We start from the raw sequence: 19,248 nt of genomic DNA, 5'->3' as shown, positions 1-19,248 counted from the left end.
TCCGCAGAGTGGTGGGGTGAGTGGGAGGGGCATCGACAAGCGCGTGTGATCTGCGGTACAAAGGTGTATATGACTTCTTATGCAGATGACACTCGATTCCCCGGACCTGACCCCTACGCCCCGCTGCGCGATCTCCCCAGCTTCGGGCTGTCTTCTACCGACTTGGTAGAAGGCGATGAGATCCCAGAAAGCACCGCGCGCCGGAAAGCGTATCCCCGCAGCTGGCATGGTCTGGGCTGCCGGAGGGAACCAAGTCTTTGGCGGTAACCTGCTTTGACCCGGATGCACCGACCGCCTCCGGTTTCTGGCACTGGGCCGCCTTTAATATCCCCACCGATGTCTCTGAGCTGCCCACCAACGCCGGCGCGGCAGAGGACCTTGGCATCGACGGTGTTATCAGCCTACGCAATGACTCCGGCAACCGCACCCACTTTGGTGCTAACCCGCCGGCCGGCCACGCGCCGCACCGCTACCTCTACGCAGTCCACGCGGTAGACGTAGAAACCCTCGATATCGATCCGGATTCTTCCCCCACCGTCCTTGGGTTCAACTTGCACTTCCATGCACTAGGCCGGGCAATCCTGTGGGGTTGGTACGAGGCCAAGTAATGGCGAGTTCTGCTCCTAAAAATCCAGTGACCCCACCCGCAGCGCTGCGGGTGGGCGGCGCGTTTTTGGTCGTCGCTTTCGTGCTGGTCCTCTTCGCCCTGGTCTCCGTCTTTAGCGATGGATGGGGCGCACCTTTTGTCTGGACATACAGTAACCTCGCGATCATTATCGCGGCGGTGATGGTGGGTGCCTTCAGCACGATGAGTAAAGAGCATGCCGGAAGCCGCGCGCAGATCATCGCCCTAGCGGTGGCGGTGGCCTTGATTATCGCTAGCCGCTTTCTGCCGCAGCACGATCTCCTGATTCAGCAGCAGTATTGGCTGCTCTTTTATGCTGGTATGTCCGCCATCTGCGCGTTGATCTTGCGGCGCAGCGTCATGGCGACCTCCTAAGCGGGCCTATAAATAAGCAATGCCACGTGTAGAACCACGTGGCATTTTGTTTATCTAATGAGCTGCTAGTTTATTTCCTTCCATGGCAGGTTAGAGCCTACGGCCTCAGAGATATTGCTTAGGCCATGGGCGCGAATCTGCTTGGCGATGCCCCTGTGAATGTCCCTAATCCAGTCCGGCCCGCCGTAAATGAGCCCGGTATAGCCCTGGAGGAGGCTGGCACCGGCGGCAATCCGCTCCCACGCTTGCTCCGGGGTGGTAATGCCGCCGACGGAAATGAGGACAAGCTGCGAGCCCACGCGTGCGTTCAGGCGGCGGAGTACCTCTAAGGAGCGCTCGGCCACGGGTGGGCCGGAAATTCCACCGGCGCCAAGGGCTTCTACCTCCGCGCGGGGAGTGTTAAGCCCCTCCCGGGAGATGGTGGTATTGGTTGCGACGATGCCGGCGAGGCCTAATTCTACGGCGAGATCGGCGACGGCGTCGACATCGGCATCCGAAAGGTCCGGCGCGATTTTGACCATGACGGGGACATCGGTGGATTCTTGCACGGCGCGCAGGATGGGGCGAAGCGATTCGACCGCCTGTAGGTCCCGCAACCCAGGGGTATTGGGGGAAGAGACATTGACCACTAGGTAGTCCGCCAGGCCGCCTAAGACGGAAGCGGAACGGCGGTAATCATCCACGGCGCGTTCGGCCGGGGTGACCTTGGTTTTGCCGATATTAATCCCGATGACGTCGTTGTACCGGCGCTTGCGCAGGTTCTCTGCCACGGCGGCCGCGCCCTCATTATTAAAACCCATCCGGTTTAAGATGGCGGCATCTTCTTTGAGGCGGAAGAGGCGGGGAGTCGGGTTGCCCGGCTGAGCCTGCGCCGTGACGGTGCCCAGTTCGGCATAGCCGAAACCAAGCGGAGACCAGGCATCGGCAGCCGCGGCATTTTTATCAAAACCGGCCGCAAGGCCGAGCGGGCGCGGGAACGTGATCCCGCACACGTCTTGTTTCAAGACCGGATCGTTGACCGGCAGGACGCGGCCGAGCGCGCGATTGGCGGGCCCTGCCAAGTGCAGGCCGTGCAGCCCAGAATTGATAATGCCGTGGATGCGCTCGGGGCTGAGGCGAAACATTCCGCGCAGCGCCAGCTGATAGGCGCCTTTGCGCAGCGAATCTAAGGTCGAAACCATGGATTAAGACTCCTTTGCCTTTGTCAGGTGTGGATCCGCCACGAACTGCAGCCCCTGGCCGGATGCGGAGGCAACCACGATGGTGCCATTGGAAAGGGCGGTCATATTTTGGGCATCGGCAAGCGTGGCAAAGTCGCCGCGGGATTCGGGAACGCCCTTGTCAATGGAATAGGCGTGCGCGATGTTGTTATCGGTGGTGGTAACCCACGCGAGCTCGCGCGAATCATCCCAGGCCACCGCCCAGGGGGTGCCATCGACCACGCCGTATTGGTGCAGGCGGACGACGTCATCGGAGGTGTAGACCGCAATCCGGCCGCCCTCGGTATCGGAGGCGAGCACGACGCCGTTATTACCCACCGCAATTTGGCCGACACCCTGGCCGGCGCGCAACCGGCCGCCGGCGCGGTCATTGGGCCAATCGATATTTTGGATGGTGGAATCCGAACGCTGAATGCGCACAATCCCGTCATCGCCGTCCGCATTGGGAACGGCGAGCATCTGGTCCGAGCCGGCCTCGACGGAGATTTCGCCGTCCCGCGTGCCATCCTTGTACCGGCCGACCACAGCGGAGTCGTCAGCGGTGACAAAGACCTCGCCGGTCGAAATCTGGGTAGCGGCGGTGACCTGGAAGTCCTCCTCCATCTTGATTTCTTCCGGTGATTCCGGCACAGAAGGATCGATGAGCAGGACCTCGTCCGGGCAGGCCAGGACGAATCCAGACTCAGAAGAGCTTAAATCGCCGCAGGTGGAATCGATATCGATGCTCTTGGCCTTCTTGGTGGCAAAGTCATCCTGGCCACCAATGCGCACTTGGTTCGCGGTGCGAACGGCAACCGTATCTTTCACCGCGGCCAGATCCGTGATGTCTTCATCGAAGTCGATGACCGTGCCGGCTGGATCGGTGTCGCTCGGAGAAGCGGCCGGGGTGGCATTGCCCTTCACTGCGGTTTCGGGATCACCGCCTACGCCCACGGTGGAATCGCAGGCGGCCAGCGCAGCAGTGGAGAGTGCTAGCAAGCTGGATAGTACGAGTGTGGAGCGGGATCGTGATTTCACGGATACTTATCCTAACAGCGCGCGTTGCGATTTCCCGAAGCCGTGCGCGGCGGTAGTGTATGGCGGGTGATTTCTGATACCGCGACCGAAGCAGTTTCTTGGGCACAAGTTATCGTCTTATCCATTGTGCAGGGGCTTACGGAGTTTCTCCCGGTAAGCTCCTCGGGGCACCTGCGGATTGTTTCCGAGCTCTTTTGGGGCAACGATGCCGGTGCTTCCTTTACGGCTGTCATCCAGCTCGGCACCGAGCTTGCCGTGCTGGTCTATTTCGCCCCAATGATTTGGCAAATTCTCTCCGGATGGCTCCGCGGGTGGACCAATCCCGCCTCGCGCGGGCAGGACTGGCGCATGGGCTGGATGGTCATCGCCGGTTCCATTCCCATCGGCGTTATTGGGTTGGTTTTTGAAGATGCCATCCGCGGGGCGCTGCGCAACCTGTGGATCACCGCTGCGATGCTGATCCTCTTCTCCTTCGTCTTCATCGCCGCAGAGCGCGTGGGTTCCAAAAAGCGCGGTTTTGAGGAGCTGACGATGAAAGATGCCATCATCATGGGCCTGTGCCAATGCTTGGCGCTGATCCCTGGCGTTTCGCGTTCGGGCGGCACCATTTCCGGTGGTCTTTTCTTGGGCCTCGACCGAGAGGTGGCCACGCGCTTTAGCTTCCTCTTGGCCATTCCGGCGGTGCTGGCGTCCGGGCTTTTTTCGCTTCCCGATGCCTTCGCGCCCGAGGCCGGCCAAGCCGCGTCCGGCATGCAGTTGCTCGTCGGCACCGGAATTGCCTTCGCCTTGGGCTACGCCTCGATTGCGTGGTTGTTGAACTTCGTGGGCAACCACTCCTTTGCATGGTTCGCGGCCTACCGCATCCCAGTGGGCATCCTCGTGATGATTCTGCTGGCCTTGGGAGTCCTACAGCCCATTTAAATCACCCCATAAGTTCGCGTTAGGATAGGTGCCATGCATTCTTGGCCAACACCTTCTTATAGTCGCGTCCCAGGTGATGCGGCGCAGCTCTATCTCTACGACTCCGCGAATCAAACCAAGGCCCCCGTGCAGGTAAATGGGGATACCGCCACCATGTACGTGTGCGGCATTACCCCGTATGATTCGACCCACTTGGGCCACGCAGCCACCTACCTCACCTTCGACCTGATTTACCGGCAGTTCCTGGACGCTGGCAAGAAGGTCCATTACGCGCAAAATATCACCGACGTCGATGACCCACTCTTTGAGCGCGCGGAGCGCGACGGCGTTGATTGGCGCGAACTCGGAACCTCCCAGATCGACCTTTTCCGCTCCGATATGGAGCTTTTATCGGTCATCCCGCCGCAGCACTTCATCGGCGCCATGGAAGCAGTCGATGAGATCGTGGACATGGTGCAAAAACTATTGGATAACGGCGCCGCTTACGTGGTCGATGACCCTGAGTACCCCGATGTGTATGCCTCCATCGATGCCACCGAGGAATTTGGCTACGAATCCAATTACTCGATGGAACAGATGCAGGAATTTTTTGCCGAGCGCGGCGGCGACCCCGACCGCCCGGGCAAGAAGCACCCCATGGATGCCCTGATTTGGCGCGCCCACCGCGAAGGCGAACCGGCGTGGGAGTCTCTCTTCGGTCCAGGCCGCCCCGGCTGGCACATCGAGTGCTCTGCCATCGCCACCAACTACTTGGGCAGCACCTTTGATATCCAAGGCGGCGGCAGCGATCTGAAGTTCCCGCACCACGAATTTTCCGCCGCGCATGCAGAGGCCGCCTTGGGCGTAGACCGCATGGCGCAGTTCTACGTCCACACCGGAATGATCGGCCTCGACGGCGTGAAAATGTCCAAGTCCCTGGGCAACCTGGTCTTCGTACACAAGCTCGTGGAACAGGGCGAAGATCCCTCCGCCATCCGCCTTGGCGTATTCTCCGGTCATTACCGCGCTGAGCGGGACTGGTCCGATGAGGTGCTCGACCAAGCCAAGACCCGCCTGGCCACGTGGCGCTCTGCCCTGGAAAGCCCTGGGTCCCTGTCGGCTGCAGAAGGTGCAGTAGCGGGGCTTCGCCAAGCGCTTGCCGATGACCTCGATACCCCCGCCGCGCTGCGCGCCATCGACGATTGGGCAGGCAGTAACCGGGGTGAAGACGAGGAAGGTGCTGCGGAGTTAGTGCGTACAGCACTTAATTCGCTGCTCGGCGTGCAGGCCTAGCCAACTTAGGGCAATATCGACAGCATGAGCATTCGCGCAGATTTCCAACCCACCGTTGATGAGTTCATTGCTGATCTGAAGTCCTTTGCCACCGGCGATTACCTCAAGGATGAGGAAAAAGAGTTCTGGGAGGCGCCGTTTAACGCCGCGGTTCTCCCAGAGCTCAAGGGCCACCTCGAGCAGATGCTGGACGGGCTAGACGGGCTGCCGGATGATCCTGATGGCGGCCAGCTCGCCGCGGTGCTGAATAAGACAGTTAAAAAACTCGCGACCTTCAATCGCAAGCAACACGATGCCGTGGTGGAGCCGGAGGAAAAGGAAGAAATCGCCGAGTTGATGTACAACGCCTCCGCGGCTGCCGGCGCCGATGATGAGGCGCTGTCACAGATCCCGGAGTTGGACTTCTAAGCCTCTTTACGGCGCCAGCCCACTGTGGGTAGATTCCTAAGGTGAAGTTGATCGATCACCGCGCAGCGCGAATTTCTCCCTCGCTGAGCTTTAGTTCTATGCCGGAAAAGCCGGTGGAGTGTGTATGACCACAGTGAGTAATTTCCAGCTTTTGTCCCGTCCAGCGGCGATTTTCTGGGACATGGACGGCACCTTAACCAACTCGGAGCCCCTGTGGGGCGAGGCAACGTACTATCTTTCAGAAGTGCTGGGAAAACGCCTTACCCCCAGCCAACGTCTGGAGACGGTGGGGGCTACTTTTACGACGACGTTGCGCATTTGCGCCGACAACGCTGGGGTTGTCTTGGGCCAAGGCGATGTCGAGGCCTACCGGCACAAGATGTTTGATTATATGAAGACTCTTTTTGCCGGCCGCCTCGAAATTTTTCCCGGCATCCCTGAGCTTTTAACCTCGCTGCATCAGGATGGGATGCCGATGATGGTTACGACGAATACGGACCGCGACGTTGCGGACGCCGCCATTGCGGTCATCGGCAGCGAGTATTTTGTAGACACTATTTGCGGCGATGAAGTTCCCACCGGCAAGCCTGCCCCAGACATGTACTTGGAAGCGGCTCGGCGCCTGCAGCTTGATCCAGCTCAGTGCCTTGTATTTGAGGATTCCCCAGCTGGTATGCGCGCTGCCGTGGCTGCGGGATGCACCGTTATCGGTTTGCCCGAGGATGAAGGCGTGGAAGTACCGGAAGGTGTAGTGGAGATTTCCCGGTTGCGCGATTCTCGCCACCTCGCAGGCGCACGCCATGTAGATGTCTACGAGTGGTTCCGAGCTATCCAGGAAATGAAATAAAACCCTTCGCATTGACTGCTTACCTGTGGAACAATGGGTAGCTGTGAAGGATTTTGAGACACTTTTTGCTGAGCTACTAAACAAAGCAGACCGGAAGCCAGAGGGCTCTGGGACCGTCCAGGCGCTGGAAGAAGGCGCCCATCATATTGGCAAAAAGATCATCGAAGAGGCGGGCGAAGTATGGATCGCCGCCGAATACCAGTCCGATGAGGAACTGGCGGAAGAAATGTCGCAGCTTATCTATTGGATGCAGGTCATGATGATCAAGCGCGGCCTGCGCCCTGAAGATATTTATAAATACCTATAACTTGTTGCCACCTTTGGTGGAGCAAAATTCCTGGAGGACAGCATGATCAAAATTGCAGTACCAAATAAAGGTTCCTTATCAGAAGCGGCTTTAGAAATACTTGGTGAGGCCGGTTATAAGGGCCGTGGCCACTCCAAAACCTTGAACGTGGTGGATCTGGATAACGGGGTGGAGTTCTTCTTCCTCCGCCCGAAGGACATCGCGATCTATGTTGCCCGCGGCGTGCTCGACCTAGGGATTACAGGGCGCGATTTAGCGCTCGATTCCAACGCGCAATTTAAAGAGGTCCTCTCACTTGGCTTCGGTGACTCAACATTTCGCTACGCCGCACCCCAAGGAAAGGGGTGGGATATCTCTCACCTGGAAGGCAAGCGTGTGGCAACGTCGTACCCGAATTTGGTCCGCCAGGACTTGGCGGAGAAGGGGATTTCCGCCGATGTGATCCGCCTAGACGGGGCGGTGGAAATATCCATCCACTTAGGCGTAGCCGATGTCATTGCTGATGTCGTGTCAACTGGTACTACGTTGCGACAGCAGGGCTTGGCACCCTTTGGCGAGCCCATCGTAACCTCGGAGGCCGTGGTTATTAAGCGCCACGATGCAGAGGTGACGCCGGAAGAGCAGGTTGTCTTGGGTCGCATTCAAGGAATTTTGCACGCACGCACCTACCTCATGATCGACTACAACATCGCGGAAGAAAATCTGGACAAAGCGGCTGGTGTTACTCCAGGCCTGACTGGACCAACGGTCTCACCGTTGGCGCGGCAAGACTGGGTGGCGGTGCGTGCGATGGTTCCGCAAAAAGAAGCCAACCAGATTATGGATCGACTTTCCCAACTCGGTGCGGAGGCCATTTTGGCTTCCGATCTCCGCATTGCCCGCTTTTAGGGGGAGTATTAAATTCTTGGTCGTCCCAACTGGGGCGAAACGTGGCTACCATTGGCGCTTGAGAACATTTACTCGGACATCATTCTCGACAGGCAAAGGAGCCGCGCCATCATGGCAAAGTCGTCTAAGAAAGAAGAAAAAGACACTAAGTCTGCTGCAAAGGAAGGGCAGGAAAAGCAGGAGGATAAGACCACTCATTCTGCACAGAAAAAGGTAGCTGAGCAGAAGCAGCCAAAGACGTCGAGCAAGAGCACTCGTACGGAGACCGACCTGATCGGTGACTTGGAAATTCCTGCTGATGCCTACTTTGGTGTCCACACCGTCCGCGCGATGGATAACTTCCAGATTTCCTACGTGACCATTAACACCATTCCGCACTTCATCCGCGGCATGGTGCAGGTCAAGAAGGCCGCTGCGATGGCCAACCGTCGCCTGCACGTGCTTCCAAAGAAGAAGGCAGAGGCCATCATCTGGGCTTGTGACCAGATTTTGGACGAGGGCCGCTGCATGGACCAGTTCCCGCTCGATGTATTCCAAGGCGGCGCCGGCACCTCGTTGAACATGAACACCAATGAGGTCGTTGCCAACCTCGCCCTTGAGCACTTGGGGGAGGAGAAGGGCTCCTACGACATCATCAACCCCAACGACGATGTCAACATGTCCCAGTCCACTAACGATGCTTACCCAACTGGCTTCCGTTTGGGCCTTTACGCTGCCATCGATGACCTCGTCGTGCGTATCGACAGCCTACGTTCCGCATTCCAGAACAAAGGCAATGAGTTCCAAGACATCCTGAAGATGGGCCGCACCCAGCTTCAGGATGCCGTCCCCATGACCTTGGGCGATGAATTCAAGGGCTTTGCCAATAACCTTAATGAGGAGCAGGCCGTTCTGCGCGATGCACAGAGCCGCTTGCTGCAGATCAACCTCGGCGCCACCGCCATCGGCACCGGCGTTAACACCCCAGCCGGCTACCGTCACCAGGTAACCGCCGCTTTGTCTGAAGTCACCGGCTTGGAGATGAAGACTGCAAGCGACCTAATCGAGGCCACCTCTGACTGCGGTGCCTACGTATTCTTGCACTCCGCCATCAAGCGCACCGCCATGAAGCTGTCCAAGATCTGTAACGACTTGCGCCTGCTGTCCTCTGGCCCACGCGCCGGCCTTGGCGAGATCAACCTGCCGGCCCGCCAGGCAGGTTCCTCCATCATGCCGGGTAAGGTCAACCCGGTTATCCCAGAGGTTGTCAACCAGACTTGCTTCAAGGTCTTCGGCAATGACCACGTCGTGACCATGGCCGCAGAGGCTGGCCAGCTGCAGCTCAACGTGATGGAGCCGGTCATCGGTGAGGCGCTGTTCCAGTCCATCCGCATCATGGGCAACGCGGTCGATGCGCTGCGCGAAAAGTGCGTCACCGGCATTACCGCTAACGCCGATGTATGCCGTCGGTACGTGGAGAACTCCATCGGTATCGTCACCTACCTGAACCCATTCATTGGCCACCACAACGGTGACGAGATTGCCAAGGAATCCCTCAAGACCGGCAAGGGCGTCAAGGAACTCGTCTTGGAGAAGGGCCTTCTGGATGAGGCAACGCTGAACAAGGTGCTGTCGGTAGAAAACCTCATGCACCCAGAATTCCGCGGCCAGCTTTTCTTGGACGAAAACTAAGTAAAGCTCGCGAGTCATAACGCAATATTCCGCACACACCGTGCTCACTCTTCCCGTGGAAAGCGGGAGGGGAGTCCTTCACGGTGTGTGCGGTCTCTTTCATCTATGCCCGAATTGGTGTTTCCCGTTTCCATAGCGCAGTGGCATGGAAATATACCGAACGGTTTATAACGCGAGATAGAACACATGTGGGAACCGACACAAACGGGCATATTGTGTCAATAAAACAACACATTCAGGGCAAAATAGAAGTGTAAGGGTGGTCCACGACCGGCAGGCTAAGGCGGGTCCACCACGTGTAGTTGAGAACGTGTGGAGTGTATCCATGGTTATTGTTCATATTGTCATCGTTCTCGCGGCCATTATCTTGGGTGCGAGAATTGGGTCCATAGGCATCGGCATGGCCGGTGGCCTGGGCGTTCTCCTTTTGGGTGTTGCGGGAGTTCCCGTAACTAGGGAAGACATTCCGTTCGACGTCATCGCCATCATCATGACGGTGATCGCGGCCATCGCCGCCATGCAAAAAGCTGGTGGCATGGACTATTTGGTTCACGTGGCCGAGAAATTCCTGCGCAAAAACCCTAAGAAAATTACGTACTACGCACCCATCGTGACCTGGCTGATGACGGTCTTGGCCGGTACCGGACACACCTCCTTTTCCACGCTGCCGGTGATCGTTGAGGTGGCCAAGGAGGGCAAGGTCCGCCCGTCGCGCCCGCTATCTATCGCGGTCGTCGCCGCGCAGCTGGGTATCTGTGCCTCGCCAATTTCGGCCGCGGTTGTCATCCTGGCTGGCCTGCTTGAGCCCATGGGCGTGGGGTACCTCCAGGTCCTCGGCGTGCTCATTCCAGCTACCTTCCTGTCCATCTTCCCCGCAGCGTGGCTGGCCAATAGGTTTGGCAAGGAACTGGAAGATGATCCAATCTACCAAGAGCGCAAGGCGCAGGGCCTGGTCAAAGAGCCGATTGGTGCTAGCAAATATGAGCCAAAGGAAGGCGCTAAGTCTTCCGTCGTTATCTTCCTTATCGCCATCGTTATCGTCATGGCGTGGGCGACCATTTCTTCAGAGCAGGTTGGCCTTATTACGGATCCCACGTTGCCGCGCAATGAGGCGATTATGACCGTGATGCTTTCGGCCGCGACGATCATCGTTCTGAAGACCAAGGTTCCGGCCGCTGACGTCCTGAATACCCCGGTATTTAAATCGGGTATGTCCGCCTGCATCTGTGTGCTGGGTGTCGCGTGGTTGGGAACCACCCTCATTAACCACTACTTGGACGATATTCAAGCCTTGGCTGGCGACGTCATTGAAGCTTCGCCATGGTTGCTGGCAGTGGTGCTCTTCTTCGCCGCAGCCCTGCTGTACTCGCAGGCCGCCACCACCAAGGCACTCATGCCCGCCGCCTTGGCGCTGGGAGTAAGCCCGGTTACCGCCGTGGCCGCATTCCCTGCAGTATCTGCCCTGTTTATCCTGCCTACGTACCCAACGTTGCTGGCGGCGGTGGAAATGGATGATACGGGCACGACCAAGATCGGCAAGGCAGTATTCAACCACCCATTCCTTATCCCTGGCGTGGTCAGCATTGTCGGTTCTGTGCTCCTGGGCTACGCACTCGGCGCGGTAATCATCTAGCGAGCCCTTCAATTCGCATTCCCAGTGGCGTCTTCTCCGCGGAGAGGGCGCCACTTTTATGTGACCGCCTCACCAGAAAAATGTTGTGTCTCACACTTGATACCCCATGCGACTTGGCTTATGCCAGAAATCGGTAGGGTAGGTGCTATGACTACGCAGCCATCCGATGTTGAAATCGCACAAGCCCATACCCTGCAGCCAATTGCGGAGATCGCAGCCAAAGCAGGTATCCCTGAAGATGCAGTAATTCCCTTTGGTTCCACGAAAGCCAAGGTGGATATCACCAAGGTAGACTACGCCAAAGACAAGCGCGGCAAGCTCGTGCTGGTGACAGGAGTCTCACCAACACCTGCCGGCGAAGGTAAATCCACGGTGCTTATCGGCTTGACCGATGCGCTGGACCAGATTGGGAAGAAGGCCATCGTAGCTCTGCGCGAGCCATCCCAGGGCCCAGTAATGGGCATCAAGGGCGGTGCCGCGGGCGGCGGCTACGCCCAGATTGTGCCGATGGAAGATATCAACCTGCACTTCACCGGTGACTTCCACGCCATTGCCGCGGCAACGAATACGCTCGCGGCCATCATCGACAATCACATTCACCAGGGCAATCAGCTGGGCATCGATCCGCGCCGCGTGACGTGGCAGCGCTGCGTCGACGTGAACGACCGCGCACTGCGCAATGTGGTCACCGGGCTCGGCGGCCCTGCGCACGGCGTGCCGGCAGAAACCGGCTTTACCATTACGGCCGCCTCTGAAATCATGGCCATTTTGTGCTTGGCGACGAGCCTCGATGACCTCAAGCAGCGCTTGGGCAATATCACCGTCGGCTTTACCTATGACCAGCGTCCAGTGACCGCGCGCGAGCTCGATGCGGAAGGCGCGCTGACCGCGCTGATGCGCGATGCCTTGAACCCGAACCTCGTGCAAACTCTCGGCGGGGTTCCCGCACTCGTCCACGGTGGCCCCTTCGCCAATATCGCGCACGGCTGCAATTCCTTGCTGGCGACCCAGACCGCGCTGCAGTTCGGCGATATCGTGCTGTCCGAAGCCGGCTTCGGTGCGGATCTTGGCGGCGAGAAGTTTATGGATATCAAGTCCCGCTTTGGTGACCTGGACGTGGCCGGCGCGGTGGTCGTGGCGACGATTCGCTCGCAGAAGTACAACGGGGGCGTTGCCAAGGACAAGCTCACCGAGGAAAACCTTGAGGCGCTCCAGAAGGGCATCGTCAACCTTGAGCGCCACGTAGAAAACCTGCGCAAGTTTGGAATTAAGCCCGTCGTCGCGCTGAACCTCTTCTGGTCTGATACGGAGGCAGAGCGCCAGCTCATGCGCGATTGGGCTAAGGACTTCGGCGTGGCCCTGGAAGAGGCCAACGTCTGGGCCGAAGGCGGCGCGGGAGCGACGAAGCTGGCCGAGACCCTGTTGGAGAACCTCGAGGGCGGCGCGCAGCAGCTCTACGATCCAGAAGAAGGCATCGAGGCCTCCATCGAGACCATCGCCCGCGAGATCTACCGCGCAGACCGCGTGGAATACGGCTCCAAGGCTGTGAAGGACTTGCAGTACATCAAGGACAATGGCTGGGATAAACTGCCCGTAGTCATTTCCAAGACGCAGTATTCCTTCTCCGATGAAGCAACGGCATTGGGTGCCCCGGAAGGACACACACTGCACGTGCGCGAGCTGCTGCCGCGCACCGGTTCCGGGTTCATCGTGGTGCTGACCGGCAACGTGATGACCATGCCGGGTCTGCCTAAGAAGCCGGCGGCCAATAATATCGACGTCGCCGCCGATGGCACGGTATCCGGACTGTTCTAAAAGGATTTAATCCGCCGCGGAGCCCGGCCACCCCGGGTACTCCGGTGGCGTGCCGCCAAATTCGGGGCAGATCGCCTGATGCGCGCACCAATCACAGAGCTTGGAGCGCTTCGGGCGAAAATCCCCGGCGCGCCCATCGGCCTCAATCTTGGCCCACAGCTGGCCTAGATCGCGCTCGAAGTATTCGAGTTCTTCCTGGGTGGGGGCTAAAAACATCGAGTCCAGCACCTTTAAATACATCAGCCGCAGCTGGTGGGGGATGGTGCCCAGCAGGCGCCAGTACACCAAGGCGTAAAAGCGCATCTGGAATTGGGCGCTCTGGGAAAACCGCGGTGCTGGCTTCTTTCCCGTCTTATAATCCACGACGCGCACCTCGCCGGTGGGGGCGCGGTCCACGCGGTCAATAAACCCGCGCACGGGCACGCCGTTGGGCAGGACCGTATTGACATACATCTCGGTTTCTTGGCAGTCGAAGCCCTGCGGGTTCTCCATCTGGAAATAGCCCTTGAGCAGCTCACGGGCGGCGACGAAGAAGTCATACGTTTCTTCTTCGGGCACGAGCTCGAGCAGTTCAGCGTCCTTTTCTGTCATCGCGGCCCAGCTTGGTTTAATCATCTTTACCGCTGCCGGGTAGGTGCGCTCTTCGCGCGGAAGCTTATGCGTTTCTTCTAAAACCGCGTGGACCAGGGTTCCCTTAACTTGGGCGATGGTCTTGGGCTCGGGAATCTTGTCGATGGCCCGGAAACGGTAGAGCAGCGGGCACTGCTGGTAGTCGGAGGCGCGCGAAGGCGACAGGGCAAGGGGACGGGGGCGGGAGTGAGGAGTAGATGGAGTAGCCATGGTGTATCTAGCCTATCGCCGATAGTTTCGTGGCAAGCTAGAAGGTATGAGTTATACCGATAAGTTCCTTGATTTCTTGGCGGCCTCGCCGTCGTCGTACCACGCCGCGCATGAGGTAGCGCGCCAGCTGCAAGAATCTGACTTCCAGGTTCAGGATGAGCGCGAGGACTGGTCGGCCGCACCGGGCGGGCACGTCATGGTGCGCGGCGGCGCGGTTGCCGCGTGGTACGTGCCGGAAGGTGCCGATAAGAACTCCGGTTTCCGCATCGTTGGCTCACATACTGATTCGCCGGGGCTGGCGCTCAAACCCACGCCCGATTTTTCCGCTGCGGGCTGGCAGCAGGTAGCGGTGGAAATCTACGGCGGCGCCTTGCTGCACACGTGGTTCGATCGCGAACTGACCGTCGCCGGCCAAGTGGTGACCACGGATGGGCGCCAGCACCTCGTGAATACGGGCCCGGTCCTGCGACTTCCTTCGCTGGCCATTCACTTGTACCGCAAGGATGAGTTTAAGCCGGACCGCCAAAAGCACATGCAGCCGGTGTTGACGGTTGGCGATGAAGAGGCGTCGATCCTGCAGGTGGTGGGGGAGCAGGCGGGCATCGCCAAGCAGGATATTGCTTCCTTCAACCTGATTACCGCCGATGCCGCCCGGGGTGCCGTCTTTGGTGCGGGCGAAAAGTTTATCGCGGCTGGCCGCATGGATAACCTATCTTCGGTGCACGCCTCGCTGGAGGCCATGCAGCGTGCGGCGCAGGACTATGACGGCTCCGATATTTTGGTCATGATGGCCTTTGACCATGAGGAAGTGGGCTCGAGCTCCCGCTATGGTGCCGCCGGGCCGATCCTGCAGGATGTGCTGACCCGCACCGCCCGCGCTCTGGGGGCCAATGAGGAAGAGCGTTTCCAGATGTTCGCGCGTTCTAGCTGCGTGTCTGCCGATGCCGCGCACTCGGTGCACCCCAATTACGCGGATAAGCACGATCCCACCCACCAGCCGATCATTGGGCAGGGCCCAGTGACCAAGATCAACGGTAACCAGCGCTACGCCTCCGATGCACAGACGATTGCGCTGTGGGAGACCGCGTGTGCCAAGGCTGGGGTTCCGGTGCAGCGTTTCGTGGGCAATAACGATGTGCCGTGCGGCTCGACCATCGGCCCGATTACCGCAACGCGGTTGGGCATCGACACCGTCGACGTGGGCGTGCCGATGCTTTCCATGCACTCCGCGCGCGAGATGGTGGGCGAGCAGGACCAAATATGGCTCTCGCGGGCTCTTGAGGCATACTTGAAGGGTTAGTACCCACAACCTCGAGGAGTTTTGCGGCATGGCTTATTCTGGCCCCTTTTCCTATGGCGACCGCGTGCAGCTGACGGACGCCAAGCGGCGCCACTACACGGTCATTTTGAAAGAAGGAGGCCAGTTCCATTCCCATAAAGGCATAATCAACCACGATGACATCGTGGGGATGGATGAAGGTTCCGTCATCGAGTCCACCTTGGGCTCGTCCTTCCTGCTCTTCCGCCACCTCATGGTGGATCACGTCCTCTCGATGCCGCGGGGCGCCGCCGTTATTTATCCCAAGGACGCCGCGCAAATCTTGGTCGAGGGCGATATTTTCATGGGCGCCCGCGTGCTGGAGGCTGGTGCGGGCTCCGGCGCCTTGTCGATGTCCCTCCTGCGCGCCGTGGGCCCCGAAGGCCACGTCTATTCCTACGAGATCCGCGACGATCACTTGGAGTACGCGGTCGATAACGTCGAGGAATACTTTGGCGCCCGCCCCGAGTGGTGGTCGCCGCGCCTGGGGGATCTTGGCGATGTCACCGCAGAGGACCTCGGCGGCCCTGTAGACCGCATCATCTTGGACATGCTGGAGCCATGGGAGAACCTGGAAACTGTGCGCGATCTGTTGATCCCCGGCGGGGTGTTTATGACCTATGTGGCTACCGTCCCGCAGTTGATGAAGGTCATGGAGGGAATCCGCGAGCTACAGTGCTTTACCGAGCCGAAGGCGTGGGAATCCCTGGTGCGCGAGTGGAAGGTAGAAGGCCTAGCCACCCGCCCGGAGCACCGCATGAATGCGCACACTGCCTTCCTCATTTGGACTAGGCGGCTTGCCGATGGCGTGACCCCGCCGCGCCCCCAGCGCCGGGCCCGTAAATAGCGCGGGCTGACTGCGCGCGCACCGCGGGTACGGCGTTTTTAAGTACACGGGTGTAATTAATTGCTAAAGTGGCCTCGCTCATACCTTTTCGCGCGTTAAAGTGGTGAGCATGGATGAAGCCACGGATAATAAGCGGCAACTCAGCCAGCTTGCTGCGCGCAACCAAAAGCTGGTGGAGCTATTACAGAAATCGCGCGCCGAGCTCGAGCAGTTATTTGCTGAGGTCAATGCGCTTGCAGAACCCGCCTCTACTTATGGGGTCTTTTTGGCCTACTCGCCGCACCAAAGCGAGGTGGGCACCACCGCGGAGGTCTATACCAACGGCCGCGTCATGCAGCTCAAGGTCTCTCCCAACGTGGAGCCGGGCAGCCTGCAGGTGGGCCAACAGGTCCGGCTGGGCGATGGCTTCGTGGTCGTCGAAGGCTGCGCTCCTACGAGGACTGGCGAGCTTGCCACCGTGGTCGAGCGCTTGGACCAGCGCCGCGCCGTCGTGGCTAATTCTGCGGGGGATAACCGCGTTGTTCTGCTCGCACAGGCGCTGCAAGAAAGCGTGCGCGCGGGCGAGGTAGTACTGCTGGATACAAAGGCTTCCGTGGCCGTGGAAAAGGTCGATCAAGCAGAGGTTTCCCAGCTTTCGCTGGAAGAGGTACCCGATGTGCGCTACGAGGACATCGGTGGCTTGGACGAGCAGATTTCCCAGATCCGCGATTCCGTCGAGTTGCCCTTTATCCATCCCGAGCTCTACCGGCAGTATGGCTTGCAGCCGCCCAAGGGTGTGTTGCTTTATGGCCCACCCGGCTGCGGAAAGACGCTCATTGCTAAGGCCGTGGCGAACTCCCTGTCTACCCAGATGGGGGGAGACGGATCCAGCTACTTCCTCAATGTTAAGGGCCCAGAGCTGCTGAATAAGTACGTCGGTGAGACCGAACGCCGCATTCGGCTGATCTTTGAACGCGCCCGCGAGCTTGCCCAGGCCAGCGCGGATCGCCCCGTGGTCATCTTCTTTGATGAGATGGAATCTATTTTCCGCACCCGTGGATCCGGGGTTTCCTCCGATATGGAAACCACCGTTGTTCCGCAGCTACTGACGGAGCTCGATGGCGTGGAGGGCCTCAGCAATGTGGTCATCATCGGCGCCACCAATAGGGAAGAGCTCATTGACCCCGCCATCATGCGCCCGGGCCGGCTGGATATGAAGGTGCGCATCAATCGGCCTACCAAGCGCGGCGCGCGCGAGATTTTCGCCCGCCACTTCGATCCATCCATTCCACACGAGGGCGATATCGACGAGCTTATCGGCGATGCCGTGGATGAGCTCTATAGCGATAGGCCTTTTGCGCAGCTGCACTTTAGCAATGGGCAGCGCCAGGTCCTGCACTACCGCGATTTCGTTTCCGGCGCGATGATCGCCAATATCCTGGCCCGGGCAAAGAAGCTGGCCATCAAGGAGGCGTTATCGCACCACGGTGCGCAGCGCGCCGCGGAGGAAGGCGATGGGGGCGTTAAAGGGGGCATCGGCAAGCAGCATCTGCGCACCGCCATCGCCGCCGAGCAGGAAGAATCGGAATACATGCCCACCTCGACCAACCCCGAGGAATGGAGCAAGATCGTTTCCGCGGATCACGGCGGATCGCGTGTGACCAGTGTGGAACTTTTGAGTGGAAGGAGCTGTACGTGGCCCGTGTGCTAGGAACAGAAACGGAATACGGTATTTCTACGCCGGACTCGCCGGAGCATTCCCCAATCATTACCTCGACCCATGCAGTGGTGGCCTATGCCGCGCTGTATACGGGGGCGCGTTCGCGCTGGGATTTTGCGGAAGAACACCCCTTGCGGGATTCGCGTGGTTTCGATCTCAAGCGCTACGATACGGTGCCCGTGGTAGACCCCAATGCGGTTGGTGTGGCCAATGTTGTCACCCCGAGCGGGGCGCGGTTCTATGTGGACCATGCCCATCCCGAGTATTCCGCTCCGGAGTGCACGAATGCGTGGGACGCGACGCTCTATGACGCCGCCGGCGATCACACGTTGCTGCAGGCCCGGGATGCTGTGGCGGAGCTGACGGCACAGGGAAACTCCGTCTTGGCGGACCGGCAGCCGTGCCCGCCGCTGCGGTTGTACAAGAATAACGTCGATGGCAAGGGCGCCAGCTACGGTTCGCATGAGAACTATCAGTATGCTCGCAGCACCGATTTTTCGGTCATGGCCCAGGCGCTGATTCCCTTCTTCGTGGCCCGGCAGGTCGTCATTGGTGCTGGGCGCATGGGGCGCGGGGAGTTTGGCGAGGAACCGGGGTTCCAGATTTCCCAGCGCGCGGATTATATTGAGCAGGAAATCTCCCTGGAAACCACCCTCAACCGCGGCATTATCAATACCCGCGACGAGCCCCATGCCATCCACGATGACTTCGGCCGCCTGCACGTCATCATCGGCGATGCGAATATGTCGCAGACCTCGACGCTGCTGAAATTGGGCATGACCTCGCTGGTGCTCGATGCCATTGAGGCCGGCACGGACTTTAGCGATCTGCGCCTTGCCGATGCCGTCGCGGAGGTCCCCCTGGTAAGCCGCGACCTCGAATTGCGCCACCGGCTCACGCTTGCCGATGGCCGCACGCTCACCGCCCTCGAGCTGCTCGCCGAATACCGTCGCCGCCTGCAGCCGGAGACTTCCGCCGACCACAAGGTGCTGGCGGCCTGGGACGAGGCAGTAGAGCTGCTTGCCGATGACCCCCTCAAGGCCGCCCACCTCCTAGATTGGGTGGCCAAGTACCGGTTGATCAAGAGCTACCTCGACCGCGGCATCGCCCCAGATGATCCCAAGCTGCGCCTGATCGACCTGCAATACGCGGAAATCGATCCCGAGAAGTCGCTGCACCATGCGCTGGTGCGCAAGGGGCAGATGCGCCAGCTCTTTACCGCTGAAGACCTACACCACGCTGCGGCCGAGCCGCCCGCCGACACCCGAGCATATTTCCGCGGGCGCATAACGCAGAAATTCGGCGAAGACATCATCGCCGCCAGTTGGCAAAGCCTCACCCTGCGCCGTGGTGCTACGGACGGGCGCTCCCGCAATGGCGTCTGGGCCACCGTGGCCATGGATGATACCCGCGGCCTTACCCGCGCGGACTGCGAAGGCATTATCGAGGGCGCCAGCAGCGTAGAGGAGTTACTTGAAGGGCTTGCTGCCATCGGCATCCAGCCCGAGTATCGTAAGTAATGATCACCTAATATGACGAAAGGAT

Annotated in this window: 17 protein-coding genes and 1 pseudogene; 15 read left to right on the top strand and 3 right to left on the bottom strand. The window is 59.4% G+C overall.

The features are described 5' to 3' along the window. Window positions 1-69: 69 nt before the first annotated feature. Window positions 70-608 (top strand): annotated as a pseudogene (locus ACLI1O_RS06280) (YbhB/YbcL family Raf kinase inhibitor-like protein). After that, entirely contained in the window at window positions 608-1,000 is a 393-nt protein-coding gene (locus ACLI1O_RS06275; protein ID WP_284849621.1) for a hypothetical protein, read from the top strand. Before ACLI1O_RS06280 ends, ACLI1O_RS06275 begins: the two are co-directional and overlap by 1 nt. Before the next feature lie 65 nt (window positions 1,001-1,065). On the opposite strand, the gene ACLI1O_RS06270 is transcribed toward ACLI1O_RS06275, so the two are convergent. Further along, window positions 1,066-2,181 (bottom strand): quinone-dependent dihydroorotate dehydrogenase, encoded by a 1,116-nt coding sequence (locus ACLI1O_RS06270; protein WP_284849620.1) that lies wholly within the window; start codon window positions 2,179-2,181, stop codon window positions 1,066-1,068. A gap of 3 nt (window positions 2,182-2,184) precedes the next feature. After that, window positions 2,185-3,237, bottom strand: a complete 1,053-nt coding sequence (locus ACLI1O_RS06265; protein ID WP_284849619.1) for a hypothetical protein — start codon at window positions 3,235-3,237, stop codon at window positions 2,185-2,187. A gap of 66 nt (window positions 3,238-3,303) precedes the next feature. On the opposite strand from ACLI1O_RS06265, the gene ACLI1O_RS06260 reads away from it, so the two are divergent. The 9 genes from ACLI1O_RS06260 (at window position 3,304) to ACLI1O_RS06220 (ending at window position 12,999) form a co-directional block, all read left to right on the top strand. After that, window positions 3,304-4,158 (top strand): undecaprenyl-diphosphate phosphatase, encoded by an 855-nt coding sequence (locus tag ACLI1O_RS06260; RefSeq protein ID WP_284849618.1) that lies wholly within the window; start codon window positions 3,304-3,306, stop codon window positions 4,156-4,158. 33 nt (window positions 4,159-4,191) lie between these two features. Next, entirely contained in the window at window positions 4,192-5,430 is a 1,239-nt protein-coding gene (gene mshC / locus ACLI1O_RS06255) for a cysteine--1-D-myo-inosityl 2-amino-2-deoxy-alpha-D-glucopyranoside ligase (RefSeq protein ID WP_411706773.1), read from the top strand. Between the two features lie 24 nt (window positions 5,431-5,454). Further along, window positions 5,455-5,838, top strand: coding sequence for a hypothetical protein (locus ACLI1O_RS06250; protein WP_411706772.1), 384 nt, complete (start codon window positions 5,455-5,457; stop codon window positions 5,836-5,838). Between the two features lie 124 nt (window positions 5,839-5,962). Next, window positions 5,963-6,685 carry an HAD family hydrolase gene (locus tag ACLI1O_RS06245; protein ID WP_284849616.1) on the top strand — a complete coding sequence of 241 codons (723 nt, stop codon included), beginning with the start codon at window positions 5,963-5,965 and terminating at the stop codon, window positions 6,683-6,685. Between the two features lie 43 nt (window positions 6,686-6,728). Next, window positions 6,729-6,992: a phosphoribosyl-ATP diphosphatase gene (locus ACLI1O_RS06240; RefSeq protein ID WP_284849615.1), complete on the top strand. Its 264-nt coding sequence runs from the start codon at window positions 6,729-6,731 to the stop codon at window positions 6,990-6,992. 42 nt (window positions 6,993-7,034) lie between these two features. Continuing rightward, window positions 7,035-7,880, top strand: a complete 846-nt coding sequence (hisG, locus tag ACLI1O_RS06235) for an ATP phosphoribosyltransferase (RefSeq protein WP_284849614.1) — start codon at window positions 7,035-7,037, stop codon at window positions 7,878-7,880. 111 nt (window positions 7,881-7,991) lie between these two features. After that, window positions 7,992-9,551 carry an aspartate ammonia-lyase gene (gene aspA / locus ACLI1O_RS06230; RefSeq protein ID WP_284849613.1) on the top strand — a complete coding sequence of 520 codons (1,560 nt, stop codon included), beginning with the start codon at window positions 7,992-7,994 and terminating at the stop codon, window positions 9,549-9,551. Window positions 9,552-9,876: 325 nt separating this feature from the next. Then, entirely contained in the window at window positions 9,877-11,184 is a 1,308-nt protein-coding gene (locus ACLI1O_RS06225; RefSeq protein ID WP_284849612.1) for an anaerobic C4-dicarboxylate transporter, read from the top strand. 147 nt (window positions 11,185-11,331) lie between these two features. Beyond that, window positions 11,332-12,999: a formate--tetrahydrofolate ligase gene (locus ACLI1O_RS06220; protein WP_284849611.1), complete on the top strand. Its 1,668-nt coding sequence runs from the start codon at window positions 11,332-11,334 to the stop codon at window positions 12,997-12,999. A 6-nt stretch (window positions 13,000-13,005) separates the two neighbouring features. On the opposite strand, the gene ACLI1O_RS06215 is transcribed toward ACLI1O_RS06220, so the two are convergent. Next, entirely contained in the window at window positions 13,006-13,839 is an 834-nt protein-coding gene (locus tag ACLI1O_RS06215; protein WP_284849610.1) for a RecB family exonuclease, read from the bottom strand. Window positions 13,840-13,885: 46 nt separating this feature from the next. Here ACLI1O_RS06215 and ACLI1O_RS06210 point away from each other — a divergent pair, with 46 nt between their 5' ends. The 4 genes from ACLI1O_RS06210 to dop all read left to right on the top strand — a co-directional run bounded on the left by ACLI1O_RS06210 (window position 13,886) and on the right by dop (window position 19,223). Then, complete coding sequence (locus tag ACLI1O_RS06210) at window positions 13,886-15,139, top strand: M18 family aminopeptidase (RefSeq protein ID WP_284849609.1); 1,254 nt, start codon at window positions 13,886-13,888, stop codon at window positions 15,137-15,139. Between the two features lie 28 nt (window positions 15,140-15,167). Then, on the top strand, window positions 15,168-16,004 hold the full coding sequence (locus ACLI1O_RS06205; protein ID WP_005279195.1) for a tRNA (adenine-N1)-methyltransferase: 837 nt from the start codon (window positions 15,168-15,170) through the stop codon (window positions 16,002-16,004). A 109-nt stretch (window positions 16,005-16,113) separates the two neighbouring features. Beyond that, complete coding sequence (arc, locus tag ACLI1O_RS06200; protein ID WP_237791911.1) at window positions 16,114-17,694, top strand: proteasome ATPase; 1,581 nt, start codon at window positions 16,114-16,116, stop codon at window positions 17,692-17,694. Further along, window positions 17,679-19,223, top strand: coding sequence for a depupylase/deamidase Dop (dop, locus tag ACLI1O_RS06195; protein ID WP_005279199.1), 1,545 nt, complete (start codon window positions 17,679-17,681; stop codon window positions 19,221-19,223). Before arc ends, dop begins: the two co-directional genes overlap by 16 nt. Window positions 19,224-19,248: the final 25 nt, after the last annotated feature.

Origin of the sequence: Corynebacterium sp. LaCa78, assembly GCF_046717505.1 — a bacterium.
GTDB lineage: Bacteria > Actinomycetota > Actinomycetes > Mycobacteriales > Mycobacteriaceae > Corynebacterium.
Note: the sequence above shows the minus strand (reverse complement) of the source record. Positions and strands in the feature narration are given on the sequence as shown.